25 protein-coding genes and 2 tRNA genes are annotated in these 26,219 nt (G+C 64.0%); 7 read left to right on the top strand and 20 right to left on the bottom strand.

Translation table 11 applies throughout. The annotated features are described in order from the left end of the window. Positions 1-8 precede the first annotated feature (8 nt). The 3 genes from FJ418_RS11140 to FJ418_RS11130 are packed head-to-tail and all read left to right on the top strand — an operon-like array spanning position 9 to position 3,679. Positions 9-2,078, top strand: a complete 2,070-nt coding sequence (locus tag FJ418_RS11140; RefSeq protein WP_140865446.1) for a prolyl oligopeptidase family protein — start codon at positions 9-11, stop codon at positions 2,076-2,078. 46 nt (positions 2,079-2,124) lie between these two features. After that, on the top strand, positions 2,125-2,247 hold the full coding sequence (locus FJ418_RS11135; protein ID WP_140647967.1) for a capsid protein: 123 nt from the start codon (positions 2,125-2,127) through the stop codon (positions 2,245-2,247). Between the two features lie 52 nt (positions 2,248-2,299). Next, positions 2,300-3,679 carry an aspartate aminotransferase family protein gene (locus tag FJ418_RS11130; RefSeq protein ID WP_140865444.1) on the top strand — a complete coding sequence of 460 codons (1,380 nt, stop codon included), beginning with the start codon at positions 2,300-2,302 and terminating at the stop codon, positions 3,677-3,679. Between the two features lie 308 nt (positions 3,680-3,987). Here FJ418_RS11130 and mmsB read toward each other — a convergent pair whose 3' ends face one another. Genes mmsB through FJ418_RS11115 form a run of 3 tightly spaced genes read right to left on the bottom strand, consistent with a single transcriptional unit; the run spans position 3,988 to position 6,482 of the window. Next, complete coding sequence (gene mmsB, locus FJ418_RS11125) at positions 3,988-4,872, bottom strand: 3-hydroxyisobutyrate dehydrogenase (RefSeq protein ID WP_140865442.1); 885 nt, start codon at positions 4,870-4,872, stop codon at positions 3,988-3,990. Positions 4,873-4,923: 51 nt separating this feature from the next. After that, positions 4,924-5,292: a four helix bundle protein gene (locus tag FJ418_RS11120; protein WP_140647964.1), complete on the bottom strand. Its 369-nt coding sequence runs from the start codon at positions 5,290-5,292 to the stop codon at positions 4,924-4,926. A 20-nt stretch (positions 5,293-5,312) separates the two neighbouring features. Then, positions 5,313-6,482: an isobutyryl-CoA dehydrogenase gene (locus FJ418_RS11115; RefSeq protein WP_140865441.1), complete on the bottom strand. Its 1,170-nt coding sequence runs from the start codon at positions 6,480-6,482 to the stop codon at positions 5,313-5,315. Positions 6,483-6,620: 138 nt separating this feature from the next. On the opposite strand from FJ418_RS11115, the gene FJ418_RS11110 reads away from it, so the two are divergent. Next, the gene (locus tag FJ418_RS11110; protein ID WP_140865439.1) at positions 6,621-7,226 is read left to right on the top strand and encodes a dimethylsulfonioproprionate lyase family protein; all 606 of its coding nucleotides are present in this window, start codon (positions 6,621-6,623) and stop codon (positions 7,224-7,226) included. After that, positions 7,226-8,701 (top strand): cobyric acid synthase, encoded by a 1,476-nt coding sequence (locus FJ418_RS11105; protein ID WP_140865437.1) that lies wholly within the window; start codon positions 7,226-7,228, stop codon positions 8,699-8,701. Before FJ418_RS11110 ends, FJ418_RS11105 begins: the two co-directional genes overlap by 1 nt. Positions 8,702-9,011: 310 nt before the next feature. On the opposite strand, the gene FJ418_RS11100 is transcribed toward FJ418_RS11105, so the two are convergent. The 4 genes from FJ418_RS11100 to FJ418_RS11085 form a co-directional block, all read right to left on the bottom strand. Further along, positions 9,012-9,428 carry a VOC family protein gene (locus tag FJ418_RS11100; protein ID WP_140865435.1) on the bottom strand — a complete coding sequence of 139 codons (417 nt, stop codon included), beginning with the start codon at positions 9,426-9,428 and terminating at the stop codon, positions 9,012-9,014. A gap of 84 nt (positions 9,429-9,512) precedes the next feature. Beyond that, positions 9,513-10,346, bottom strand: coding sequence for an AraC family transcriptional regulator (locus FJ418_RS11095; RefSeq protein WP_140865433.1), 834 nt, complete (start codon positions 10,344-10,346; stop codon positions 9,513-9,515). A gap of 129 nt (positions 10,347-10,475) precedes the next feature. Next, positions 10,476-10,646 carry a hypothetical protein gene (locus FJ418_RS11090; RefSeq protein WP_140653476.1) on the bottom strand — a complete coding sequence of 57 codons (171 nt, stop codon included), beginning with the start codon at positions 10,644-10,646 and terminating at the stop codon, positions 10,476-10,478. Between the two features lie 52 nt (positions 10,647-10,698). Then, entirely contained in the window at positions 10,699-11,484 is a 786-nt protein-coding gene (locus tag FJ418_RS11085) for a TSUP family transporter (RefSeq protein WP_140647974.1), read from the bottom strand. A gap of 227 nt (positions 11,485-11,711) precedes the next feature. Here FJ418_RS11085 and FJ418_RS11080 point away from each other — a divergent pair, with 227 nt between their 5' ends. Next, complete coding sequence (locus tag FJ418_RS11080; protein ID WP_140865431.1) at positions 11,712-12,143, top strand: TerB family tellurite resistance protein; 432 nt, start codon at positions 11,712-11,714, stop codon at positions 12,141-12,143. An 88-nt stretch (positions 12,144-12,231) separates the two neighbouring features. On the opposite strand, the gene FJ418_RS11075 is transcribed toward FJ418_RS11080, so the two are convergent. The 5 genes from FJ418_RS11075 to FJ418_RS11055 all read right to left on the bottom strand — a co-directional run bounded on the left by FJ418_RS11075 (position 12,232) and on the right by FJ418_RS11055 (position 18,579). After that, complete coding sequence (locus FJ418_RS11075) at positions 12,232-13,854, bottom strand: dipeptide ABC transporter ATP-binding protein (protein ID WP_140865429.1); 1,623 nt, start codon at positions 13,852-13,854, stop codon at positions 12,232-12,234. Beyond that, a complete protein-coding gene (locus FJ418_RS11070; RefSeq protein WP_140865427.1) occupies positions 13,851-14,720 on the bottom strand; it encodes an ABC transporter permease in 870 nt (289 codons plus the stop codon). The genes FJ418_RS11075 and FJ418_RS11070 overlap by 4 nt, the downstream gene beginning before the upstream one ends. Next, positions 14,717-15,664, bottom strand: a complete 948-nt coding sequence (locus tag FJ418_RS11065; protein WP_140865425.1) for an ABC transporter permease — start codon at positions 15,662-15,664, stop codon at positions 14,717-14,719. Before FJ418_RS11065 ends, FJ418_RS11070 begins: the two co-directional genes overlap by 4 nt. Positions 15,665-15,692: 28 nt before the next feature. Further along, entirely contained in the window at positions 15,693-17,174 is a 1,482-nt protein-coding gene (locus FJ418_RS11060) for an ABC transporter substrate-binding protein (RefSeq protein ID WP_140865423.1), read from the bottom strand. Between the two features lie 127 nt (positions 17,175-17,301). Beyond that, positions 17,302-18,579 carry an acetylornithine deacetylase/succinyl-diaminopimelate desuccinylase family protein gene (locus FJ418_RS11055; protein ID WP_140865421.1) on the bottom strand — a complete coding sequence of 426 codons (1,278 nt, stop codon included), beginning with the start codon at positions 18,577-18,579 and terminating at the stop codon, positions 17,302-17,304. 261 nt (positions 18,580-18,840) lie between these two features. Here FJ418_RS11055 and FJ418_RS11050 point away from each other — a divergent pair, with 261 nt between their 5' ends. Continuing rightward, positions 18,841-19,272 carry a L,D-transpeptidase gene (locus tag FJ418_RS11050; RefSeq protein WP_140865419.1) on the top strand — a complete coding sequence of 144 codons (432 nt, stop codon included), beginning with the start codon at positions 18,841-18,843 and terminating at the stop codon, positions 19,270-19,272. Between the two features lie 22 nt (positions 19,273-19,294). On the opposite strand, the gene FJ418_RS11045 is transcribed toward FJ418_RS11050, so the two are convergent. The 8 genes from FJ418_RS11045 to FJ418_RS11010 all read right to left on the bottom strand — a co-directional run bounded on the left by FJ418_RS11045 (position 19,295) and on the right by FJ418_RS11010 (position 26,117). Beyond that, positions 19,295-20,287 (bottom strand): lipid A biosynthesis lauroyl acyltransferase, encoded by a 993-nt coding sequence (locus FJ418_RS11045; RefSeq protein WP_140865417.1) that lies wholly within the window; start codon positions 20,285-20,287, stop codon positions 19,295-19,297. A 6-nt stretch (positions 20,288-20,293) separates the two neighbouring features. Beyond that, positions 20,294-21,322, bottom strand: a complete 1,029-nt coding sequence (locus FJ418_RS11040) for a zinc-binding dehydrogenase (protein WP_140865416.1) — start codon at positions 21,320-21,322, stop codon at positions 20,294-20,296. A gap of 117 nt (positions 21,323-21,439) precedes the next feature. Beyond that, complete coding sequence (locus FJ418_RS11035) at positions 21,440-22,711, bottom strand: beta-ketoacyl-ACP synthase (protein ID WP_140647948.1); 1,272 nt, start codon at positions 22,709-22,711, stop codon at positions 21,440-21,442. Positions 22,712-22,725: 14 nt separating this feature from the next. After that, positions 22,726-23,913, bottom strand: coding sequence for a beta-ketoacyl-ACP synthase (locus tag FJ418_RS11030; protein ID WP_140865414.1), 1,188 nt, complete (start codon positions 23,911-23,913; stop codon positions 22,726-22,728). A gap of 55 nt (positions 23,914-23,968) precedes the next feature. After that, positions 23,969-24,250, bottom strand: a complete 282-nt coding sequence (locus FJ418_RS11025; protein ID WP_027167184.1) for an acyl carrier protein — start codon at positions 24,248-24,250, stop codon at positions 23,969-23,971. A 235-nt stretch (positions 24,251-24,485) separates the two neighbouring features. Next, a complete protein-coding gene (locus tag FJ418_RS11020; RefSeq protein ID WP_140865412.1) occupies positions 24,486-25,628 on the bottom strand; it encodes a slipin family protein in 1,143 nt (380 codons plus the stop codon). A gap of 345 nt (positions 25,629-25,973) precedes the next feature. Further along, positions 25,974-26,041 (bottom strand) — tRNA-Thr (locus tag FJ418_RS11015). A gap of 5 nt (positions 26,042-26,046) precedes the next feature. Then, a tRNA-Tyr gene (locus tag FJ418_RS11010) sits at positions 26,047-26,117 on the bottom strand. Between the last annotated feature and the right edge of the window lie 102 nt (positions 26,118-26,219).

The raw sequence follows: 26,219 nt of genomic DNA, 5'->3' as shown, positions 1-26,219 counted from the left end.
AGACCTGCATGACCAGCACGATGACCAGAACCCAGCCCGGATTGACCGCCAACGATCCCTTCCTCTGGCTGGAGGATCGCAACGGCGAGGAAGCGCTGGACTGGGTTCATCGCCAGAACGCGCTGACGGTCGCCGAACTGCAGGGCGATCCTTCCTATCAGGCGACATTCGAAATCGCGCTCGACCTGATGACCGCCGAGGACAATATGCCGGTCGGGGCGGCGCTTGTCGGCTACGTCTATAATTTCTGGCAGGACAAGACCAATGCGCTTGGACTGTGGCGGCGCACGCCCGTCGCTTCCTACAAGACCGACAAGCCGGATTGGGAGACGATCATCGATTTCGACCAGCTCTCGGCGAAGGAAGGCGTGAAATGGGTGTTTGGCGGGGCGAGCCGGCTCTATCCCGATTTCAACCGCTGCCTGCTCTACATGTCGCCCGATGGCGGCGACGCCAGCGAGATGCGCGAGTTCGACATCGCGACGAGGTCCTTTGTCGAAGGGGGGTTTTCCGCGCGAGCCTCCAAGTCGGGCTTTTCCTGGCTGGACAAGGATACCGTCATCGTCTCCGCCGCTTTCGAGGAAAGCGACAAGACGCAGTCCGGCTATCCGCGCGTGATCAAGCTGTGGCGGCGCGGCACCAAGCTCGAGGACGCGACGCCGATCTTCGAAGGCGAAAAGCAACATCTGGCGGTCGGTGGCGGCGTGGAGCATGACGGCGACAAGCGGCATGTGCTGCTCGGCAAGACGCTCGACTTCTTCACCTCCCACAGTTTCCTGCGGCTGGCTTCGGGCGAGAACCGGCGCATCCCGCTGCCCGACGACGCCACCGACACCGCGATCTTCAAGGGCCAGCTTATCTTCGGCGTGCGCAGCCCCTGGACGGCGCCGGACGGCACGCGCTGCCTGCCCGATGGGCTCTATTCGGTCGATTTCGATCGCTGGATTGAAACGGGTGCGTTCGAACCGATCGAGACGCTCCTCGAACCGGAGCACCGCGTTTCCATTGCGGGCCTCGCCAGGACGCAGGACCGGCTGTTCATCAACCTGATGGACAATGTGCGCGGCAAGGTTATCGCCTGCGACCGTACGGCCGAAGGCTGGTCGCTGAAACGGATCGCGCTGCCCGACAATGGCAATGTCGGCATCAGCCATGTCGAGCATTTCGGCTCGAGCGTGTCCTTCTCCTTCACCGATTTCCTGACGCCGAGCTCGATCATCTGGTCGGATGACAATGGCGAGACGCTTGAAACGGTGAAGTCGCAGCCGGCCCGCTTCGACGCCTCGCCTTATGTTTCGGAGCAGTTCGAGGCGCGCTCGAAGGACGGCACGATGATCCCGTATTTCGTGGTGCGGCGCCGCGACCAGAAAGGACCGGTCCCGGCATTGCTCTACGGCTATGGCGGTTTCGAGGTGCCGTTGCTGCCGGGCTATGCCGGCATCCGCGGCAAGCTCTGGCTGGACAAGGGCAACGCCTATGTCCAGGCCAACATCCGCGGCGGCGGCGAGTTCGGTCCGGCCTGGCACCAGGCCGCGCTCAAGGGCAAGCGCCAGAACGCCTTCGACGATTTCGCTGCCGTTGCCGAGGATGTGGTCAAGCGCGGCATCACCACGGCGGCGCAGCTCGGCATCCACGGCGGCTCCAACGGCGGCCTGCTCACCGGCACGTCGCTGACGCAGCGGCCGGAACTGTTCGGCGCCGTCATCATCGACGTGCCGTTGCTCGACATGCTGCGCTACACCGAACTGCCGCCCGGCGCCTCCTGGATCGCCGAATATGGCGACCCGTCGAAGCCGGAGGAGGCGGCGTGGCTCGGCGCCTATTCGCCCTACCAGCACGTCGCGGCCGATGCTGCCTATCCGCCGGTCCTGTTGATGACCTCGACCGCCGACGACCGCGTGCACCCCGGACATGCGCGCAAGATGGCGGCGCGGCTGCGGGAGGCAGGTCACGGCAAGACGCTGTTCTTCGAGGAAACCGAAGGCGGCCATGGCGGGCGCGGCGACCGCCGGCCGCAAGCGGCGCAGACGGCGATGCGCTATATGTTCCTCAAGCGGTCGCTCGGTAAGACCGCCTGACTGGAACCGCTTGAATTTTGGGCCTGAGGCGGCATAAGCTGCCCCCATGATCCGCTTCAGCACATCAGGCGCCTTCGGGGTCGCGGTGACGCCGTCACCGCGGACGCTGCGCGCCGAGCTTTTGCGGCTCTGCGCCCGCATCGGCTATTCGCCGCCTGTCTTCCTCTGACGAATCCGCCTCCGGCTCCCGCCGGATTGATTCAAGAGGAAAGATCAAACCCATGACCTATCAGAATTATTCGCTGAAGCAGCTTCAGCAGATCGACGCCGCGCATCACCTTCATCCCTTCACCGATCACAAGGAACTGCGTGAAACCGGCTCGCGCATCATCACCCATGCCAACGGCCCGTTCATCTACGATGCCGACGGCACCGAAATCCTCGACGGCATGGCGGGCCTGTGGTGCGTCAATGTCGGCTATGGCCGCGACGAGCTGGCCGAGGCGGCTTACGCGCAGATGAAGGAGCTGCCTTACTACAACTCCTTCTTTAAATGCTCGACGCCGACGCCGGTGCTGTTGTCGAAGAAGCTGGCGGAACTCGCGCCCAAGCATGTCAGCCAGGTCTTTTATGGCTCGTCCGGCTCGGAGGCCAACGATACGGCGCTCAGGCTCGTCCGCCACTATTGGGCGCTCGAAGGCAAGCCCGAGAAGAACCGCGTCATCTCGCGCAAGTCGGCCTATCACGGCTCGACGATAGCCGGCACGTCGCTGGGCGGCATGGAGCCGATGCACAAGCAGCTCGGCGGCGCGGTGCCCAACATCGTCCATGTGATGATGCCCTATGCCTATGAACTCGCGCTGCCCGGCGAAAGCGACCATGATTTCGGCATCCGCGCGGCGAAGGCGGTCGAGGATGCAATCCTCGAAGCCGGCGCCGACAAGGTCGCCGCCTTTATCGGCGAACCGGTGATGGGCGCGGGCGGGGTGAAGATCCCGCCGATGAGCTACTGGCCGGAAGTCGAGCGCATCTGCCGCAAATACGATGTGCTGTTGATGCTGGACGAGGTCATCACCGGCTATGGCCGCACCGGCGAGTGGTTCGCGGCGCAGACGTTCGGGATCGAGCCCGACACCATCACCACCGCCAAGGCGCTGACCTCGGGCTACCAGCCGCTGTCGGCGCTGCTGGTCGGCGACCGTGTGGCCAGGACGCTGGTCGAGAAAGGCGGCGAGTTCTATCACGGCTACACCTATTCCGGTCACCCGGTGGCTTGCGCGGTGGCGCTCAAGAACCTTGAGATCATCGAGAAGGAAGGGCTGGTCGAGCGGGTCAAGAATGACACCGGCCCCTATTTCGCGCAGGCGCTGCAGGAACGGATCGCCGGGCACAGGCTGGTTGGTGAGGTGCGTTCGATCGGCCTGATGGGGGCGATCGAGATCGTCAAGGACAAGGCGACCAAGGAACGCTATCTGCCCTCGGGAAGCGCCGCGGTCGCGGTGCGCGACCACGCGATCGCGAACGGCATGATGTTGCGGGCCACCGGCGACACGATGATCCTGTCGCCGCCGCTGATCTGGACGCGCGACACGATCGACATGGCTTGCGAACGCATCGCCAAGGCGCTCGATCTCGCGGACGCGGATTTGCGGAAGCGGTAATTGGACTTCGGGCGCTCTTCGAAGAGGGGCGCCCGTTCGATCTCGATGTTCCGGAAACGCAAAAACCGCGTCCCTTCGGGAACGCGGCTCTGCCAGATACGCATGGCATTTCGCTACAGGAATACTTGCGAAACTTACGGGCTCCGGTACGCGAGACCTGATCCGGAGCGCCGGGCAGACGCGATGTCCGCCTCGCAGTCCGTTTTAAAGGCACATCGTTACCGGTGAGTTAGCGAGACCTTAAGCAAATCTAAATTTGCCGGCTTCTGACCGGCGGATATCGAAAATAACCTTAGAAAATCAGTATCTTACGCCGGATTTCCGCGCAGGAAATTAATAATTCCGGAAAAATCGGCGCCGGCATGACCTTGGGCGTTGAACAAGGCATAGAGCTGCGTGGCTTCGGCGCCGAGCGGGGTCACGGCGCCCGCGCCCTGCGCGGCTTCCTGCGACAATTTCAGGTCCTTTAGCATCAGGGCCGCGGCAAAGCCGGGCTTGTAGTCGCGGTTGGCCGGCGAGGCCGGAACAGGGCCGGGGACCGGGCAATAGGTGGTCAGCGACCAGCATTGGCCCGACGAGGTGGAGGCGACATCATACAGCGCCTGGTGCGACAGGCCAAGCTTTTCGGCGAGCACAAAGGCTTCGGCGACGCCTATCATCGAGATGCCGAGAATCATGTTGTTGCAGATCTTGGCCGCCTGTCCGGCGCCGTCGCCGCCGCAGTGAACGACACGCCCGGCCATCGGCTTCAGGATCGGCTCGGCGGCGGCGAAAGCGTCATCCGAGCCACCGGCCATGAAGGTGAGCGTGCCGGCCGTGGCCCCGCCCGTGCCGCCGGAGACCGGGGCATCGATCGACTGCAAGCCATGCCTGGCGGCAATCGCATGCGCCTTGCGCGCCGATTCGACATCGATCGTGGAGGAATCTATCAACAGCGCGCCTTTCTTTGCCTTGGGCGCGATGTCCTCATAAACCGACAGCACATGCTTGCCGGCCGGCAGCATGGTGATGACGACATCGGCGTCCTTCACCGCGGCGACGGCATTGGCCATGACTGTAATGCCGTGCTCTTTCGCAACCGTGAGGTTTTCAGGCACAAGGTCGAAGCCCAGCACCGCGTGCCCCGCCTTAACGAGATTGGCGGCCATCGGATTGCCCATGTTGCCCAAGCCGATGAAGGCGATCGTTGCCATAGTAGTGCTCCCGTGATTTCAGTAGGCAGTAGGCAGTAGGCAGTAGGCAGTCTATTCAGGTGCGAGTTTGATAATAAGCTGGCGAAGCATTTTTCCGATGGCTTCTGTGGCTGACAGCATATGATGAACCTCATCACGAGTGGTCAGGCCGACGCGTTCAGCGATCTGGAGATGCGTTTCAAGCTCCTTTAGAGAGCCTTGGGCTATCCTGAGAAACTGCTGGTAAGAGCCGGTGTTATCTCGGCCGTAACCTTCCGCAATGTTTGCAGGGATAGATGTGGCTGAGCGGCGAATTTGGCTGGTCAGCCCATACAATTCCTCTTTTGGCCATGCCTTGGTCAAGGAGTAGGTAGCCACAGCCAAATCAATGGCCTGCTGCCAGACGATCAAATCCTTGTACGAGTTTATCTTGCCGATCATCTTTCCCTACTGCCTACTGCCTACTGCCTACCAATCAGCGCCCGCGCGATGATGACGCGCATGATCTCGTTGGTGCCTTCGAGGATCTGGTGGACGCGCAGGTCGCGCACCAGCTTCTCGATGCCGTAATCGTGCAGATAGCCGTAGCCGCCATGCAGCTGCAGCGCATGGTTGGCAATGTCGAAGCCGATATCGGTGACGAAGCGCTTGGCCATAGCCGACCATTTGCCGGCGTCCGGCGCCTTGCGGTCGAGCTTGGAAGCGGCGGCGTAGAGGAAGATGCGGGCCGCCTGCAACTCCGTCTCCATATCGGCCAGCCTGAACTGCAGCGCCTGGAATTGATTGATCTTGGAGCCGAAGGCCTTGCGCTCGGCCGTATAGGCCAGCGCCTTATCGAGCGCCGACTGCGCGCCGCCCAGCGAACAGGCGGCGATGTTGAGCCGGCCGCCATCGAGCCCCGCCATGGCAATGCCGAAGCCGGCGCCTTCCGCGGCAAGCAGGTTTTCGGCCGGCACCTTGCAATCGTCGAAGACGACCTGGCGGGTCGACTGCATGTGCCAGCCCATCTTGTGCTCGTTGGCGCCGAAGGAGAGGCCCGGCGCGTCCTTCGGCACGACGAAGGTCGAGATGCCTTTCGGACCGTCGGCACCGGTGCGCGCCATCACGACATAAAGGTCGCTGTCGCCGGCGCCGGAGATGAACTGCTTGGCGCCGTTCAAGACATAGTCGCCGCCGCTCTTCACCGCGCGCGTCTTAAGCGCCGCTGCGTCCGAGCCCGAGCCGGGCTCGGTCAGGCAATAGCTCGCCAGCCATTCCATCGAGGTCAGTTTCGGCAGGAAGCGCTGGCGCTGCTCGTCGCTGCCGAAGCGGTCGATCATCGAGGCCGCCATGTTGTGGATGGAAATGAAGGAGGAGAAGGCCGGGTCGGCGTGGGCCAGAGCCTCGAAGATCAGCACCGCATCGAGCCGCCCAAGCGCCGAGCCGCCGACATCGTCGCGTACATAGATGCCGCCGAGGCCGAGCGGCCCGGTCTCACGGATCACATCGGCGGGGAAGTGCTTTGTCTTGTCCCAGTCGAGCGCATTGGGCGCGACGCGGTCCGCCGCGAAGGCCTGGGCCATCTCCTGAATGGCGCGCTGTTCCTCGTTGAGTTCGAATTGGCCAGTGCCCGCATTGACTGCCGCGTCCATGGCGTGCTCCCTGTCGTTTCAGGCCTTCTGGCCTGTCGTTTTTGGCTTTGCGCGCCGTTCAATCTAGACCAATGATGCCGCCGCGCAACCCGGCCTCCTGCGGACCGGTTGTGCATGGATTGACCAACGGAGCCCTGCGTGCCGACAATTTTCGATGAGTTGCTGGAGCGGTTCCACGCCTATCTCGCCGGCGCCGACAATAATCTGGTCGCGGACGAAGTCGCGCGCATCGGCTGGGACATGCCTGTCCGTTCGCTCGAACCGCGGGCGCTTGGCTGCCTTGGCTATCTCGATCGCATCGCCGAACTTGCGCCGGCCGGCGCCAAGCCGCTGGCGCGGTTCGTTGCCGACCATCGGGATGAGCTGCGCTGGGGGCAAACCTATACCGCCGCCGATTTCGGGCAGGGCTTTGTCGACAATTACGGCTGGCTGGAAGTGTTCGGCACGCGCGGGCATTTCGTCAATGACGCGGTTGCGGCCGGGCTGCTGATTCTCGGGCCGGACATCGTCTATCCCGACCACCACCATATCGCCGAGGAAATCTACGTCCCGATGACCGGCGGCACGGAATGGCGGATGGGCGAAGGCGGCTTCCATACTCGCGACGCCGGCGAGGTCATTCACCACGCCTCCGACGTCAGCCATGCCATGCGCACGGGCAAGGAGCCGCTGATGGCTCTCTATCTCTGGCGCGGCGGGCCGCTGGCGCAGAAGTCGACGATCGGCTCGGGAGGCAGAGGCTGATGGCCCAGGCGATCATGCTGCAGGGCACCGGCTCGGATGTCGGCAAGACGGTGCTGGTCGCGGGGCTTTGCCGCGCCGCGAAGAACCGCGGGCTGAAGGTCAGGCCGTTCAAGCCGCAGAACATGTCGAACAACGCCGCCGTCGCCGACATTCCCGGCGGCGACAAGGCCGGCGAGGGCGAGATCGGCCGCGGGCAATGGCTGCAGGCGCTGGCCTGCGGCGTCCGGCCGACTGTCCATATGAACCCGGTGCTGCTCAAGCCGCAGAGCGATATCGGCTCGCAAGTGGTGGTTCAGGGCAAGGTCTATGGCGAGGCGCGGGCGCGCGACTACCAGGCGATGAAAGCCGGACTGATGGATGCGGTGCTCGATTCCTGGGCCAAGGTGGGCGAGGGCGCCGACCTGGTGATCGTCGAAGGCGCGGGCTCGCCAGCCGAGATCAACCTCCGCAGCCGCGACATCGCCAATATGGGTTTTGCGACGCGCGCCCATGTGCCGGTGATCCTGGTCGGCGACATCGACCGCGGCGGCGTCATCGCGTCCGTGGCCGGCACGCATCTCATCCTGCCGGAGGAAGACCGGCGCATGATCGCCGGCTATCTCATCAACAAGTTTCGCGGCGATGTGTCGTTGTTCGACGACGGGATCAAGGCGATAGAAACCTTCACCGGCTGGCGCTGCTTCGGCGTCGTGCCGTGGCTGAGTGCCGCCGCCCGGCTGCCTTCGGAGGATTCGGTCGTGCTCGAGCGCCTCGCTTCCGGCGAGAAACGGGCGCTGAAGGTGGCTGTGCCGATGCTGGCGCGCATCGCCAATTTCGACGATCTCGACCCGCTGAAAGCCGAGCCGCAGGTCGAGGTCGTGTTCGTGCCGCCGGGCAAGAAGCTGCCGGAAGATGCCGGGCTGGTTGTCGTCCCCGGCTCGAAGTCGACGATCGGAGACCTGCTCAAATTCCGCGAGAACGGCTGGGACCGGGATCTTCTCGCTCACCGCAAGCGCGGCGGCCATGTGGTCGGCATCTGCGGCGGCTACCAGATGCTCGGCCGCATGGTGCGCGATCCCGACGGCATCGAAGGCAGCGTCACCGAAGCCGAAGGCCTCGGCCTGCTCGACATCGAAACGGTGATGGAGCCCGAAAAGACCGTGCGCAATTCAAGCGCGCATTCGGTGCAGTTCGGCCTGCCGCTCGAAGGCTACGAGATCCATCTCGGCCGCACCTCCGGCCCGGACACGGCGCGGCCGTCGACGATCCTCAACGGTGTCGAGGACGGCGCGGTTACCGCCGACGGCAAGGTGATCGGCACCTATCTGCACGGGCTTTTTTCCGCCGACGCCTTTCGCGCCGCCTACCTGGAGAGCCTTGGCGTCAGGGGAGGCGGCATTGACTATCGCGCGGACGTCGAGAGGGCGCTGGACGAGGTCGCGGACGAGCTGGAGCGGCATCTCGACTGCGATGCTATTTTTAGACTGGCGCGATAGGTCAGTTCCACCGCAGGGGGACTGGACCGGCCGGATATGCCTGAGGATCGCGTGCCTTGGCGATTAGCCGAGCCGTTTATGCGGTCGTCATTCTATGGCGGAGCAAGGAGCGGAGCGACGCGCGCAGATCATAGAACCCATTCCGTGACGTCAAGGTGTTGCAACGGTGCAGAATTCTGTTCCGCTGCATTCTTCGGCGAAAGTAACGGAATGGATCCTCGGGTCTGCGCGCGTCGCTTCGCTCCTTGCTTCGCCCGTGGATGACGAAGTTGAGACGCTGTCGCTAACCTTAAGCGCCGCCGACGATACCTCAGCCCTTCTCCCCCGCCTTCGGCCAATAGGTGCCGAAGGACCAGACATTGCCTTCCGGGTCGAGGCAGATGAACTCGCGGCTGCCATAGTCGCGGTCGACCAGGTCCTGGATGATTTGCGCGCCGGCTTGCTTCGCCTTGGCATAGGTGGCATCGGCGTCGTCGACGGCGATGTAGATCGACTTGCCGCCGCCGCCGGGCTCGCCGACCATCTTGCCGTAGTCGTCGTCGCGCGCCGTGCCCAGCATGATCATCGAGGAACCGAAAGTGAGCTCGGCGTGGTGGACGATGTCGCCGTCGCCATAGCGTGCACGCAGTTCGAAGCCGAAGGCCTCGCTGAGCCAGTCGATCATCTTTGCGGCGTTCCTGTAGCGCAGGGCGGGATAGAGACGGGGTGCTTCGTTTGCTGTCGGCATGACAATCTCCCTGGGTCGGTTGATGAATGCCAGTCTGCGCAAAGGCGGTCTCGGCGTCTTGAAGAAATGTTACCTCGCCTGGGCCTAAATCGACGCCGCGAGCGCCTTCGGCGTTTCGCCGGCAAGCTGGCGGAATTCGCGCACCAGATGCGCCTGGTCGGCATAGCCGCAATCGGCGGCGATGCCGGCCCAGTCGTCGTCCTGCTGCTTCGACAGGGAAAGCGCACGGTTGAAGCGCACGATGCGCGACAAGGTCTTCGGGCCGATGCCGATCGCGTCGGTGAATCTCGCCGCCAGATGCTTGCGGCTCCAGCCGATCTCGCCGGCGAGCGCCGAAACACGGGTGCGGCCGCCCGACATGATGACTGTTCTGTACGCCCAGGCGATTTCGGGCGAAAGCGCATTCGCCTCCGCAAGGCGGCCGGCGATGAAGCCCTCGGCAATGTCGAAGCGCGCGTTCCAATCCGATGCCTCGCCAAGCCGTTCGCGCAATGCCATGCCGTCAAAGCCCAGCGCGTCGTCCAACCCGACCATGCGATCGCGCAACTCGCTCATCGGCAGGCCGAAGAACCGCCTGGCGCCAAGCGGCGTGAAATTGACCTGGACGCAGCAGGAGCCGCCGAAGGATTCGATCATGACCGGCCCAGCATAGAGACCGGCGGCGAAACTGGCGTAGCGATCGTTGTCGCCCGGGCTGTGACCGAGGCCGATGGCGAAGGCTTCGGCGAAGCTGATCACCAGCGGCACGGTCAGCGAGGCATATTCGACGATGTGGAAATGGCCGGGCAATGTCTCGCGATAGCCGCAGATATCCGTGACAATGCCGGCCAGCGAGGCGGGGGGCTTGCGCCGCACCATCTCGAAATGGATGGTCGGAGAGCGGTTATCCTGTCGAAGGCGCTCTGTCTCGTCGGACATGCCGAGAGCCTATCAGAATATGCTCGCAAGAATCAAAAGCGCCCGGCAGGGCCGGGCGCTCCGAGTTGCCTGAGATTGGCTATTAACGGTTAATGCAATTCCGGACGGAAAACTTTTCCTGGAATTGCTTTAGGTGCCGCGCATCAAACAGCCGGCGGCAAGCACGATATAGGCGATGAGCATGATCCAAACGGACGCAAGCGGAATGAATGCAAGAACGCCAAGCGCGGCGATAAGGCCGATGACGGCGATGACCAACGAAATAATGAACACGATCTGGGTGGGCGCACTGAGATTCATGTCTGGTCCCTCCAACCTGATTCGCAACACCCGAATTCTACCAGCATGCGCCTCACATACCAATGAGCTGGCGTAAGGGATTGGCCGGATCGGCCAGCAGCTTCACAGCGAGCGCCAGGCAGACGACCACCAGCAACGGCTTGATCAGCTTGGCGCCGATGCGGATGGCAAGGCTCGCGCCGACACGGGCGCCGATGAACTGCGCCACGCCCATCATCAAGCCGATCTTCCAGTCGATGACGCCGACGGCGGCAAAGACGACGAAACCGCCGATGTTAGAAGCGAAGTTGAGCAGCTTGGTATGCGCCGTCGCCTTGAGCACGCCGTAGCCGGCAAGGGTGACGAAGGCGAGCATGTAGAAGGAGCCGGCGCCGGGACCGAAGACGCCGTCATAGAAGCCGATCAGCGGCGGGATGATCAGCCCGAACAGGAAAGGCGATAGCCGTTCGGCGCGGTCGACGTCGTCCATGTTCGGCTTCAGCGCGAAATAGAGGGCGATGGCGATCAGGAGCAGCGGCAGCAGGGCGCGCAGGAAATCGCCGGGCACGACCGTCGCCAACAGGGCGCCGACCGCGCCGCCGACAAGCGCCAGCAGCGCCGACGGCAGCTGGCGGCGCAGGTCGACCTGACCGTTGGCGGCATAATGGATGGTGGCCGAGCCGGAGCCGAACATGCCCTGCAATTTGTTCGTGCCGAGTGCTGCGACCGGCGAAAAACCGGCGAGCAGCAGCGCCGGGATCGTGATCAGCCCGCCGCCGCCGGCGATCGAGTCGACAAAACCCGCCGCAAAAGCGGCGGCGACGAGAATAAGGACGGTCTGCAGGGTAAGGTCGATCATCGGGGAGGGGTGATTGGAAGGAAGGAAGCCGCAGCTTCCATCACGCTCAGTCAGTTTGCGCAAGACCAATTCCATGTCAGAGCGGTTCGCCGTTCCACGCCGAACCGCCCGTCCTTCGCTTTGGCGCAATTCCGGACGGAAGGCTACGGCGAAGTCGCCGAGCCTAAACGCTCACACTTTTCCTGGAATTGCTCTAACAATCCGATCGGAATCGCAAAGGGAGCTTGATGGCGATGGCGCTGCTCGACCAGATACGTTCGATCTTCGACGGTGACCCGGGTGTGCGCAAGGTGGCGGACGATCCTGTGCTGTCGGCGGAACTCTTGATGCTGTTCCGCATGATCCTGGCCGACGGCTCGGTCTCGGAGAGCGAGATGGTCGTCTTCCGGCATATCTGCAAGGTAGCCTTCGGCATTCCGGAGGCCTCGATCGACAGCGTCATCGAATATCTCAACGATTATGGCTACGAGACCAATGGCTCGCAGGCGATCGCGCTGTTCCGCGACCTCGATGTCGAACGCCGAAAGCTGCTTGCGCGCCACATGGCCGAGATCGCCAAGGCCGATGCCAGGCTGGCGGAGAGCGAGGTGAAGCTCCTGCGCCGCACGCTCGACCTGCTCGACATCAGCCCCGTCGATTTGGTGAAGCCGGAGAGCTGAAGCAATTCCAAGGCAAGCGTGAGCGTTTAAGCTCGGCGACTTCGCCGTAGCGTTCTGCCCGGAATTGCGTCAAAAAGAGGAGGCTGGCTCACCCCTGTTCCTGCATGCGCCGCGCGATGGCGCGGTGGAGGTCGGGCGCCGCCGCGATCAGCGCCTGCGCCGCTTCCGAGCGCGGATGGTCGAGCACATCGGCGGCCCGGCCGCGCTCGACGATCTTGCCTTCATGCATGACCAGCACCTCGTCCGCCATGGCGCGGGCGACCGTCAGGTCGTGCGTGATGAAGAGATAGGCGATGCCGAGCTTCTGGTTGAGCTCGGCGAAAAGGTCGAGGATCTGGGCGCGGATCGAGACGTCCAGCGCCGAGACCGGCTCGTCGGCGACCACCAGCTTCGGCCGCGTGATGATGGCGCGCGCGATCGACAGGCGCTGGCGCTGGCCGCCGGAGAACTCATGCGGGTATTTGTCCATGTCGCGCGGCCCAAGGCCAACTTCATCGAGCGCATGCGCGACCATCTCGCGACTCTCGGCCTTTGCCGGCTGCTTTTCCAGAAGATGCAGCGGCTCGGCCACCAGCTTCTCCACCTTCTGGCGCGGGTCGAAGGAGCCGTAAGGATCCTGGAACACCACCTGCATGTCGCGCCGGGCCGGCCTCAGCGCCGATTCCGGCTTGCCGGTGATGGCCTCGCCGCGAAAGCGGATCGTGCCCGCCGTCGGCTTGTCCAGGGCGAGGATCATGCGGGCAAGCGTGGACTTGCCGCAGCCCGAGCGGCCGACCAGCGCCACCGATTGGGCGGGTTCGATGGTGAGCGAGACATCGTCGACGGCGCGGATCGACTGCGCCGGCCGAAACAGGGATATGCGCCGTCCCGGATAGTCCCGGCCGACGTTTTCGACTTCGAGCAAGGGTTTTGCCGAGCCGGCAAGGTGCGGTTTCGGGCGCGCCGGCACATGCATGGAGGCCAACGCCAGCTCGCGCGTGTAGGGATGCTGTTGCTCCGACAGCGTGCGTGCGGTGTCGCCGGCCTCCGTCACCTCGCCGTGACGCAGGATAGTCAGCCGATCGGCCATCTCGGTCACAACCGCGAGGTCGTGCGAGATGAGCAGGAGCCCCATGCGGTTCTCGCTGACCAGATTGCGCAGCAGGTCGAGGATCTGAGCCTGCAGCACCACGTCGAGCGCCGTTGTCGGCTCGTCGGCGATCAGCAATTTCGGTTTAAGCGCGCAGGCGATGGCGATGACGACGCGCTGGCGCTGGCCGCCCGACAGTTCGTGCGGGTAGCGCGACAGCGGGAATTTGGCCTCCGGCAGCCCGACGCGGTCGAGGATCTTTCGCGCGCGCTCCTCCGCTTCGGCGCGGCTCGCCTTGGTGTGCCAGCGGATGCCTTCGGCGACCTGCTCGCCGATGGTCTTGACCGGGTTCAGCGCCGTCATCGGCTCCTGGAAAACCATGCCGATGTCATCGCCGCGCAGGGCGCACATCTGGTCTTCGCTCGCGCCTAGGATATCGATGCCGTCGAAGGCGACGCGGCCTTCGGCGCGGGCCAGATGCGGCAAAAGCCGCATGATCGTCAGCGCCGTCATCGATTTGCCGGAGCCGGATTCGCCGACCAAGCCGACCACCTCGCCGGGCGCGATTGTCAGCTCGACGCCTTTCAGGATCGGCGTGTCACCGATCGAAAGCGACAGGTTTTCGATCTCGAGCAGGCTCATCGGCGCCGCCGCGATTTTGGATCGAGGATGTCGGCAATGCCGTCGCCGAGCAGGTTCAGCCCAAGCACCGTGACGACGATCGCCATGCCGGGGAAGATCGCCATCCAGGGTGCGGTCACCATGCGCGTCTGCGCGTCGAACAGCATGCGGCCCCAGCTCGGCATCGGCGGCTGGGCGCCAAGGCCGACATAGGAAAGCCCGGCTTCGGCGAGAATGCCGAGCGCGAACTGGATCGTGCCCTGGACCAGCAGCAGCGTGGCGATGTTGGGCAGGATGTGCTCGATGCTGATGCGCGTCATGCCCTTGCCGGCGGCGCGTGCGGCAAGGATGAACTCGCGCGGCCAGATGGCTAAAGCTCCGGCCCGCGCCACGCGGGCGAAGACCGGGATGTTGAAGATGCCGATGGCGATTATGGCGTTGACGGCGCCCGGGCCGAAGATCGCGGTGATCATGATTGCCGAGAGCAAGGCCGGAAAGGCGAAGACGAGATCGTTGACGCGCATCAGCGCCTCGTCGGCTATCCCGCCGCGCGCCGCGGCGAAGGCGCCAAGCGGCACACCGATGCACATGCCGATGCCGACCGCGACCAGCGCGACAGCGATCGAATTGCGGGCGCCGACCATGATCATCGACAGGATGTCGCGGCCGAAATGATCGGTGCCGAACCAGTGCGCCCAGGAGGGCGCCTGCGTCTTGTCGGCGATCACCAGTTTTGTGACGTCGTAAGGTGTCCAGACGAAGGAGAGGAGCGCGACCGCCACGATCAGCAGCGTGATGACAAGCCCGATGAGGAAAGAGCGGTTGCCGAAGGCCTTGGCCAGCACGCCGGCAAGGGTTTCCTCGGGCAGGTCGACGCGCATGGTCATTGCCGGCCTCTGAGGCGTGGGTCGACGATGGCGTAGGAGAAATCGACAACGAGGTTGATCAGGATCACGGCGGCGACCAGCAGCATGACGATGCTCTCGACGACGATCAGGTCGCGCTGGGTGATGGCCTGGAAGATCAGCCGGCCAAGGCCCGGCAAGTAAAAAACATTCTCGATGATGATGGTGCCGGCCAGCAGGAAGGCGAATTGCAGGCCGAGGATTGTCAGCACCGGGATCATGGCGTTGCGCAGCGCATGGCGCCAGAGCACGGCGCGATAGGGCAGGCCCTTGGCGCGCGCGGTGCGGATATAGTCCTCGTTGAGCACCTCGATCAGCGCCGAGCGGGCGACGCGCGCCAGGATCGCCGCCTGCGGCAGCGCCAGGGCCACGGCCGGCAAGACCAGGGATTTCAACGCCGTCCAGATACCGGCGCCCCAGCCCGGAAAGCCGCCGGCCGGCACCAGACGCAGCCAGACGGCGAAGAGGTAGATCAGCATCAGCGCGAACCAGAAATTGGGCACGGCGACACCGAGCTGGGCGGCGCCCATGGCCAGCGTGTCGCCGGCCCGGCCCTGGCGGCTGGCCGAGAACACGCCGACCGGAATGGCGATGATGGTCGAGAGCGCCAGCGCGATCAGCGCCAGCGGCAGGGAGACGGCGATGCGCTCACGCACGAGGTCGATGACGGGGACCGAATAGGTGTAGGAGCGGCCGAAATCGAGGCTGAGCAAGCCCGCCGCCCAGTGCAGGTAGCGCAGGACCAGCGGCGCGTTCAGCCCCATCTGGTTGCGCAGCACCTCGACTTGGTCGGCGCTGGCATTGAGGCCCAGCATCAGGCGCGCCGGGTCGCCGGGCAGGATCTCCATGACCGCGAACACCACCATCGAGGCCAGCACCAGTGTGAGGGCCGCGATGATCAGGCGCTTTACGAGGTATGCGGTCATGGGAGGCGATCGGGCGATCGCGCCGGCCTCAATCCGTCCACTTCACCTTGGTGAGATCGTCAGCCTCGATCGGCCAGTTCGTCCACATGCCCTGCAGCTTGGCGTCCCAGACGCCAATCTTGGGCAGCTCGAACAGGTAGACGGCGGGCACATCGTGCGCGAGAATCCTCTGTGCCTCACCCAGCAGCTCCAGCCTCTTGTCCTTGTCGACCGTGGTGCCGAGCTCCTTGATGACATCGTTGAACTTCGGATTGTCATACTGGAAATAGTAGCCGGGCCGCGAATAGATATCGATGTCGTTTGGCTCGACATGGGAAACGATCGTCAGATCGTAGTCCTTGTTGGTGAAGACCTGGATCAGCCACTCCGCCCATTCGACCGGAATGATCTGCAGATTGACCCCGATCTCCTTCAGTTGGGACTGAATCACCTGGCCGCCATCGCGTGCGTAAGGTACGGGCGGCAGCTTGATCGTGGCCGAAAAGCCGTTCTCCAACCCCGCTTCCTTCAGATACTCCTTGGCCTTGGCGATGTCGTGCGGGTAGACGCCGGTGAGATCGACATAGCCCGCATCGCCTGGCGAAAAATGAGAGCCGATCGGCTTTCCAAGACCGTTCGAGGCTGCGTCGATGATGGCACTGCGATCGATCGCCGAGGCGAGCGCCTGCCGCACCGCAAGCTTGTCGAAAGGTGGCTTCTTGTTGTTGATCGACAGGATTGTCTCGCCCTCGGTCGAGCCGATCACGACGCTGAAGCGCGGATCGGACTGGAGCTGTGCAAGCGCGTCCTGTGCGGGCATGTTGGCGAAAGCCTGGATGTCGCCCGAGAGCAATGCGGGGACAGCCGCGGCGGCGTCGGGCACGATACGGAATGTCGCCTTGTCGAGCGCGGCGGGCGTACCCCAGTAGTCCGGGTTCTTGACGAGCGTGATCTCGGAGCCTTTGGCCCAGTGATCGAGCTTGAATGGACCGGTGCCGATCGGCTTGTCCTTATTGCCGTCGGCCGACCCCTTCGCCACGATCACCGCCGCAACCTGGCCCATGTCGTAGAGGAAACTGCCCTGCGGCCCGTCGAGAGTGACCTTGACGGTCGACGGATCGACCGCCGTGACATCGGTGATGTGCGCAAAGAGTTGCTTTTGCGGATTGAGCGAATCCTTGGCGCGCGCTCGGTCCAGCGAGAATTTCACGTCGTCGGCGCTGAAGGCCGAGCCATCGTGGAACTTCACGCCGGAATGCAGCTTGAACGTGTAGACCTTGCCGTCGTCGGAGACGGCCCAGTTCTCGGCGAGAGCGGGCTGGACCTGGCCGTTGTCGTCGATGCGCGTCAGCCCTTCGAAGACATTGGCATAGGTGACTTCGCCGATGGCAGCGGCCGCGCCGGCGGTCGGATCGAGATGTGGCGGCTCGAGCACGATCCCGAGCGTGAGATCGGTGCGCGCGGCAAAGGCCGACGTGGCGGCGGCAAGCGACAGCGCGGCCGCGGCCAGGATGGTCTTCCACAGTTTCATCACTGAACTCCCATTGCTCAAACGTGCTCAAGCTGGCGGATAGAAGCGTGATTTCGCGCGCGAGTAAATCGCGTTTCATGCTGCCTTGCCGCGCCGGGGGAAATGTTTTTCCCACCCGTCGTCCCGATCAGTCCGTCGTTCCTCTCAAAAGCACATTGAGACCGATTGCCATCACCTTGGCCGATTCCACCATGTCGGCGATGCCCACCCATTCGTCCGGCCTATGCGCAAGGTCGAGAATGCCCGGGCCATAGGCGATGCAGTCATAAAGGTGGCCGATGCGCGCGACATGCTTCTGGTCGTAGGTGCCGGGCGAGATCACATAGTCGGGCTCGCGCTCGAACACCGCCATGATGCCTTTCGCGACAGCCTGCACCACCGGCGCGTCGCGCTCGGTCATCAGCGGCAGCACCTCCATCAGGTCGCGGATCTCGTAGTCGAATTTCTTGCGCTCGCGCTTCAGCCGCTCGAGGATGCCCGTGACTTCGCCTTTGACGGCGGCGATGTCCTCTTCGAGCAGGAAACGCCGGTCGATGGTGAGCCGGCAGGAATCCGGCACATTGGGCGAGGGGAGGCCCGGCCGGAAATCCTCGGTCTGGCCGCCATGGATGGAATTGATGTTCATGGTCGAGCGCCGGGCGCCCTCCGGCACCACCGGCATGCGCGTCATCTTGCGGTCGAGGGCCGGGAACAGCTCGTCCTCGAAGGCTTGCAGCACGGCGCCCATATGGCGCACCGCATTGTCGCCGAGGAACGGCATCGAGCCATGCGCGATCTCGCCCTTGGTCTCGATCTCGGCCCACCAGACGCCGCGATGGCCAAGGCAGATGCGGTCCTTGTTCAGCGGTTCGGGGATGATGACGTGGTCGACTTTCGGCTTCGAGAAATAGCCGAGCCGCGCCAGATGGGCGACGCCGCCGAAACCGCCGGATTCCTCGTCCGCCGTGCCCGATATCTCGATGGCGCCGGGGAAATCGGGATAGACCTCCATGAAGGCTTCGACGGCGATGACGGAGGCGGCCAAGCCGCCTTTCATGTCGCAGGCGCCGCGGCCATAGACCCTGCCGTCCTTCACCACGCCGGCAAAGGGATCGACGGTCCAGCCGTCGCCGGCCTCGACCACGTCGATATGCGAGTTGAAATGCACGCAGGCGCCGGGCGAGCGACCGTCGAAGCGGGCCACGACATTGACCCGCGGGTAGCGGTCGCTGTCGCCGGGCGCGCCTTCGGCACGGATGAACTCGGTTTCGAAGCCGCGTTTCCTGAGACGCGCGCCAAGGAACTCGGCGCATGGCCGGTAGGCCTCGCCTGGCGGGTTGACGGTCGGAAAGCGGATCAGGTCCGCGGTCAGCGCAACGAGGTCGTCGACCCGGTCCTCGACCGCCTTGAGAAGTCGTTCATTCATCCGGCGGATTGAAGAAGGAACGCAGCACTTTTGCAAGCAACCAGTCGCTCATTGCCACACAACGACCGAAGCATGGACCAACACCTCGCCTAAACTTCAGAGGGTGCGTGGCGATGCGGCAACTATACCGCGAAAATCGTTCAAATTCGTCGCATTGGATTGGCGGAATCGTCAAGGAGTGTGTGGTACTTAACGCATCTGCCGGCAAAAAGATGGAAAAACCGCGCGAATGGCAGGGGGCAATCAAAGGGGTTTGATCGCATGAAAAAGTTCGTTCTCATGGCAACCGTGCTGGCAACCGCGTTGTTCGGCATGTCCATTGCAAGCCGGGCGGCCACGCTGGTCGCCAATATCGACGTCTCGTCGCAGACCATGACCGTCAGCAAATATGGCCAGGTGGTCTATCGCTGGAGCGTGTCGACCGCGCGCAAGGGCTACTTCACGCCGCGCGGCAGCTATCGGCCGCAATGGACCGCCCGGATGTGGTATTCGCGCAAGTATGACAACTCGCCGATGCCCTATTCGGTGTTCTTCCACGGCGGCTACGCCATTCACGGCACGGGGTCGGTAAGAAATCTCGGGCGCCCGGCCTCGCATGGCTGCGTGCGCCTGCATCCGGCCAACGCCGCGACCTTCTATGCGATGGTCAAGGAAGTCGGCTTCGGCAACACGCGGATCGTCGTCGCCAACTGATCCGGAACGGCGGGGCGACCGGTTACTGGCCGGCTGTCGCCTTCGCCTGTCCGCGCTTGCGGCGACGCCCGCTGATTTCCCAGCGCTTGTGGAACCACATCCACTGCCCAGGGTCCTCACGCACCCAGCGCTCGACCACATCGGTGAGCAACTGGGTGGTGGCAGCGACATTGACACTGCCGCTTTCGGTGCGCGGCAAGGTCAGCCTGTCCTCTATTTCCAGACGGAAGCGGTTGCCCGGCAGCCTGACGCAGCGGGCGGGGTAGACATCGCAGTCATAGTGACGGGCCAGCATGCCGAGCATCGGGTTGCTCTGGCACGGGCGGCCGAAGAAAGTCGTGTCCACGCCGCCCGAGAATTTCTGATCGACCAGCACGCCGATATTGCCGCCCTTCTCCAGGATGGCGGCAAGGGCGAACGACGCGCCGGCGGCGGAGGGCAGCAGGGCGCCCATCGAGGAGCGGCGCGTCGAGTGAATGTAGTCGGCGAGATAGGGGTTGTTCGGCGGGCGAAACAGCGCCGTGATGTTCATGCCGAACGTGGCTGCGGCCACCGGCAGCAACTCGAAATTGCCGAGATGGCCGGTGAACAGGATATGCGACTTCTTCTCATCGGCGATCTCGAGGAAATGCTCGACGCCGCGCACCTCGACCCGGCCCGGCTTCGAAGCGTTCGGATCGAAGTCGAACAGCGCGTCGAGGAAGATGTACTCGGCCGCTAGGCGGGCCATGTTGCCCCACATGTCGCGCGCGATGGCTTCGATCTCGGCGTCGCTCTTTTGCGGATAGGCAAGACGCAGATTGTTGACCGCAACGCGATGGCGTCCGACCATCGGACCGATGCGGCGGGCGATGCGGTCGGCGAAATTGAGCGCGCTGTCCGGCGGCAGAAGGCGCAGCAGCGAGAGCAGAACGATAGCAAGCTTCGCGACCAGCCAATGCTCCAGCTGGCGCAGTCGCCGGCCGTAGCGGAACATGAAGTCCCGGCGGGCTTTCCTGAATACCTTGCCGACCATCTTGTCCTAGGAAACGCGCAGGATGATCTTGCCGAAGACGTCGCGGCCTTCCATGCGCTTCAGCGCGGCGTCGATGTCGTCGAAGCCGACTTCGGTATCGATGACGGGGGCAACGAGCCCCGCCGCCATCTTCTGCATGGCGTTGGCCATGTTCTCCATGCGGCAGCCGAAGGAGCCGAGCAGTTTCAGCTGCTGTTGGAAGAGCTGCATCAGGTTGACCTGCGTCGACACGCCCGAGGTCGAGCCGCAGGTGACGAGACGGCCGCCGCGCTTCAAGGACAGCATGGAGCCGGCGAAGGTGTCGGCGCCGACATGCTCGAAGACGACGTCGACGCCCTTCTTCCTTGTCAGCTTGCGCACCACGCCTTCGAAACGATCCTCGCGGTAGTTGATGACATGGTCGGCGCCAAGCGCCTTGGCCTTGTCGATCTTGTCGTTCGAGCCGACCGTGGTGATCACCGTGCAACCCATCTTCTTGGCAAGTTGGATGGCAGCGGAGCCGATGCCGGAGCCGCCGGCATGGACGAGAATGGTTTCGCCCGGTTCCAGCTTCGCGTTGTCGAACAGCATGTGCTCGACCGTGCCGAAGGTGACCGGCGCGACCGCCGCGCCGATTTCGGTGACGCCGGGAGGCGCGGGCACCAGAAGGCGCGCCGGCAGGTTGATCCTTTCCTGGGCGAAGCCGTCGAGATGGAAGCCATGGACGCCGGAAACATGCTCGCAGAGATTGTCGCGGCCTTCGCGGCAGGCACGGCAGAGCCCGCAGGTGCGCGCGCCGTAGATCGACACCAACTGTCCCGGCAGAAGGTTGGAGACGCCCGCTCCGACCGCCTCGACCTCGCCGGCGGCCTCGGCGCCGACGACGAGCGGCAGCTTGCGCTTGGCAAACGCCATGCCGCGCCAGCCCCAGACGTCGATATGGTTGAGCGCCACCGCCTTGATGCGGAGCGTCACTTCGCCCAGCGAAGGCGGCGGGGGAGGCGGCAGGTCCACCGTTTCAAGGCGGCGGTCCTCGATAAGTTGCAATGCGCGCATGTGGCCTGTCAGGTTCTGCTCTAAAGCGCGATGCGCTTTAGTTCTTTGTTTCATGCATGTCGTTGTAGCAAAACCGATTTCACTTTTGCGCGACATGCATTAGCGGAAAAAATCCGCTTAGACCGGTTCCCGCGCCATGACAAGGCAGGTGTTCTGGCCGCCGAAGCCGAAGGAATTCGACAAAACCGTGCCGACCTCGGCGTTGCGCTTCTTGTTCGGCACGACATCGAGCACGATAGCCGGATCGGGATTGTCGTAGTTGATGGTCGGCGGGATGACGCTTTCGCGCATGGTCAGCAGCGAAAAGGCGGCCTCGACCGCGCCGGCGGCCGACAGCGTGTGGCCGATCATCGACTTGTTCGACGAGATCGGCATCGAGCCGATGCGCTCGCCGAAGACGGTGGACAGCGACAGGTGCTCCATCTTGTCGTTTTCAGGCGTCGAGGTGCCGTGCGCGTTGACGTAGTCGATCTCGTCTTCGCCGAGGCCCGCATCGGCAAGGGCGGCGCGCACGGCGGCGATAGCCGGCGAGCCATCGGGCTTGGAGCGGGTGCGGTGGAAATCGTCGGCCTTTTCGCCGCAGCCGCGCATGATGCCGAGGATCGTCGCGCCGCGCGCAAGGGCGGCTTCCAGCGATTCCAGCACGAGCGCGCCGGAGCCTTCCGCCAGCACGAAGCCGTCGCGGTCCTTGGAGAAGGGTTTTGAGGCCTTCTCGGGGATATCGTTGTGGGTGGAAAGCGCCGAGAGCAGCGAGAAGCGGATCAGCGCTTCGGCGGTTGCCGAGCCGTCGGCGCCGATCGACAGCGCCTTGTCGCATTCGCCGCGCCGGATCGCCTCGACCCCGAGCTGGATGGCGGTGGCGCCCGAGGCGCAGGCGGTCGACAGCGTGATCGGCAGGCCACGCGTGCCGAAGCGGTCGGCCAGGCGATCGGCGATCGAGCCGAACTGCGTGGTCTCGAAGACATCCAGTTCCTTCAACCCGCGCGCCACGCGCAGCAACCTTTCGGCGCCAGCGTCCTGCTTGTCGGAATTATAGAGCGAGAAGCGGTCGGTCCAGTCGAGCTCGACCGGCGGCGAGGCCAGGAACAGCGGGCCACCGAAATCGCCGGACTCCAACCCAGCTTCCGAGACGGCCTCCTGGGCCGCGGTCTCGGCCAGCTCGTAGGTGAGATGGCTGGCGCCCTTGGAGCTCGACGGCAGGAAGTCGACCATGCCGGAAATGCGGGTGTTGAGCTGATCGACCGGAAAGCGGGTGATCGGATGGATGCCGGATTTGCCCGAGGTCAGCGCCGCCCAGTTGTCCTTCTTGCCGACGCCGAGCGAGGTCACCACGCCGATGCCGGTCACGGCGACGATAGGCCTGCCCATATGGTCTCGGAGATTGGCCATGTTTGCGTCTCTTTCTAGGCGGCCTTGATCAGCCCCAGGCCCTCGAATTGGTGATAGCCGATCGCCGTTGCAAGGACGCTATTGGGCGCGCCCTCGAATTGCCGTTCCACTGTGGCATCGAAGACAGGGTAGGCGGCCTTGCGGTCGACGGCCATTGCCGCGAGCGCAACCGCAAAGGGGAATTGAGCCTCCTTCATATGGCCGGTCAATGTCGAGAAGGCGCGCACGGCCAAAGCCGGGTTGGCGTCGAGCACCGCCTTTTCGGCCGCCGTGGCGGCGTGGGCGCCGGAGGCGGCGGAAATCGTCAGCAGATCGCCGTCGGGAAGGACGGCCTGCTTCAGCAATGCGGCGATTTCGGCATTCAGTTCGCCGCGCCGGCGCCTGGCGCGGCCGGAGATGACGGGGCCAAGCTCGGCGTAGATCTTGCGGCCGCGGTTTTTTGCGTGCTCGCGCTGTTCCAGCACCAGGAAGGCGCCGCCGGAGCCCGTCACCACACCGCCGCCTTCGGCGCCCTGGCGTTGCCAGACCGGCTGCCATGGGCCGCGATGCAGGTAACCGGCGAGCTCATAGCCGAGCAGCATGTCGGAATGCTCGGTCTGAAAGGCGCCGCCGACCAGAACATGGGTCGACTGTCCCGAGCGGATGCGCGCGGCCGCCGTCTCGACGGCCGAGACGCCGGCGCCTTCCTCGCCCATGAAGGTGCGGGAGGAGCCGGTGACCTTGTGAACGATCGAGATGTTGCCGGCGAGCAGGTTGGAGAGCTGGGCCAGGAACAGGGTCGGCCGCAGTTCCGTGGTCAGCTTCTCGTTGAGCAGCACGTCGCGGTCGTTGCGGCTCTCGGAGGCCGCGAGGATCGCGGCATCGACGGCTTCGTCGCGCTCGCCGCCACCGGCCGCCACCACCATGTCCATGGTCGCGCAAAGCTCGTCGTCGCCCTTGATGCCGGCGTCATCCAGCGCCAGGCCGGCGACATAGGTGCCGAGGCGCTGCCAGGTTTCCATCTGGCGCTGGTCGCCGCGCTTGGTGATCTGCAGGTTCCAGTCGATCTCGGGCAGGGGATGGATGGTGTAAGGCGCAAAGCGCTCTGCCTCGAGCACCGGCTCAAGGCCCGGTCGGGTGAGCTTCTGCCAATGCGCATCCGGACCCTCTCCAAGCGAAGAGACAAGGCCGATGCCGGTGATGACGACGTCGTGAGAACTCATGGGCGGCTGTTGTGGGTCAGCTGGCAGGGCGCGTCAAGACCGCGCCCGAGCCGGCTCAGGCGGCCTTGGCCGCGACCAGCGCGTCGATCTTGGCGCACAGGTTCTTCATGACGAAGTAGTCGTCGGTCGAGGCCTTGCCGTCATTGACCTCCTGCGTCCACTTCTCGAGCGGCACCTTGATGCCGAATTCCTTGTCGATGGCAAAGACGATGTCGAGGAAATCGAGGCTGTCGATGCCGAGATCGTCGATGGTGTGGCTCTCGGGCGTGATGGTGTCGATATCGATCTCGCTGGTGTCGGCAATGATCTTGGCGACTTTCTCGAACGTGGTGGACAAGGGCTCTTCCTTCGGTTGCGGGCGGAATCTGTCCGCATCTTGTTTGGGCGCTGTCTAATCGGTTTTTCCCGGCAGGAAAAGGCCTGATGCGCCGGGGCAGATGGGATGCCGGCTTTGGGAACGCAAGAAGGGCCGCCGGTCTATCCGGCGGCCCTTCCCATTTTACGCGGCGTCAGCTTTCTATTCCGATGCATGTCGTTGTTCCAAAACCGGAACCACTTTTGGGCGACATGCGTCAGTCGCGGAGCTTAACCAGGTCGTTGAGCAGCCCGCCCGTCCCGTTGTGGACGGTGAGCCGCTCGACCTTGCCGGCGATGGTTTCGAGAGCCTCGAGCTCCTTCAGCCGCAGCATCACCGGGTTCTCGGCCATCACCTTGGCCGTGTTGAGCAGCGAACGCGTGGCGTTCGTCTCCTCGCGGCGGCGGATGACGTTGGCCTCGGCCTGCTTCTCGGCCGCGACCACCTGGTTGAGGATCTCGCGCATATCGCCCGGCAGGATCACATCCTTGAGGGCGATATCGCTGACCTCGACGCCGATCGCGGCCATGTCGTCGCGCACCTTGGCCGCCGCGTCCTCGTCGACCGTCACCTTCTTGTCGAGGATCTGGTCGAGCGTGAGCGCGCCAAGCGTCTTGCGGAAGGCATACTGCAGGGCGCGGTAGAGGGCTTCCGAGAAGTCCTTCACCGTGCTTACCGCCTTGACCGAATCGACGACCCGGTATTCGGCGGCGATGTTGACGCGGATCGTCACGCGATCCCTGGTCAGCATTTCCTGCCCGGCGACATCGAGCGACTGACGCTTGATGTCGACGACCTTCACCTGGACCATGCGGCCGACACTCCAGAAGGCGTGCACGCCCGCTTCAAGCGTGCGGGAAAAGACGCCGTCCACGAAGAGCAGCCCGACCTGACCGTCCACGACCGGATTGACGAAGATGTGCTCCGTCTTCCGGGCCTGGCCGATCCGGCGCATCAAGTCCGGATCGACGGCGAGATCGGCCGCCGTATCGACAGACGTCACCTTCCACGGTCCGGCATCGGTCCACAGCACGAGCTTGCGGTCCGGCGGCAGCACGGCATGGAGGGCGCCGTCGCGCTCGATGACGGCGACGTCCGTGCGCCCGGTGCGAGCGACGGTGAAATGACGCGCGGCCACGTCGGGGAGCTTGTCGAACAACGCCTTCTCGTATGCCGAAACGAATTCCGGGTTCTTCAGGTCGTGCCTGGAGATTTCCAGGTTTCCGCGCCGGTTGGCGAGCCAATATTCGCCCGGCATCAGGATCGCCTGGATCTCGCCCTTGTAGAGGGCGACGGCACGTTCATTTTCCTTCACGAGGACGCGCTGGCGTCCAAGAAGCTTTTCGAGAATGGTCTTCATTGTCTTACTCCCGTCGGGCATGGCCCCATGCGAGGCGTCACGTCATGCGTCGATCATCCTTTCGTTTTCTCGTTTCACGTCGTCGTACTTCATGTCCCGGGCACGAATGATCCAGGGACCGGTGGCGTCGATCCGCGGCGGGCCTTCGGGAGCGGATCGCGGGGCGGCGAAGCGGGCGCCGGAAGCCGAAGCTTCCCTTGCCGGCCGCGCCGCGCCTTGATCGTCACCGCGGGCCTGGCCGCGAGCCGATGGCGCAGAACATCGCCGCCCGGCAAGGCCGAAGCCCTGCCGTCCGTGAAGTCCTCGCATTCCGGTCCCCGGACCGTTTTCGGATGGCGTATCAGGCCAATGGAGAAGGATTCGAACCTTCGACAGTCAGATTACAAGTCTGATGCTCTTCCAGCTGAGCTATCCGTGATGCAGATGACGGGACTCGAACCCACAACCTCCGGATTATGTCCGGCGCTCTCCCAGTTGAGCTACATCCGCGATCCCAATCCCCGAAACGGCACCGTACACAGCGCGGCAAAGCCGGCTGCGCGGGCGGAGACGAAAGCTCCAACCGTTGTGCTCGCTTCGGTTTTCGTGACC

Source organism: Mesorhizobium sp. B2-8-3 (assembly GCF_006440815.1).
Classification (GTDB): domain Bacteria; phylum Pseudomonadota; class Alphaproteobacteria; order Rhizobiales; family Rhizobiaceae; genus Mesorhizobium.
Note: the sequence above shows the minus strand (reverse complement) of the source record. Positions and strands in the feature narration are given on the sequence as shown.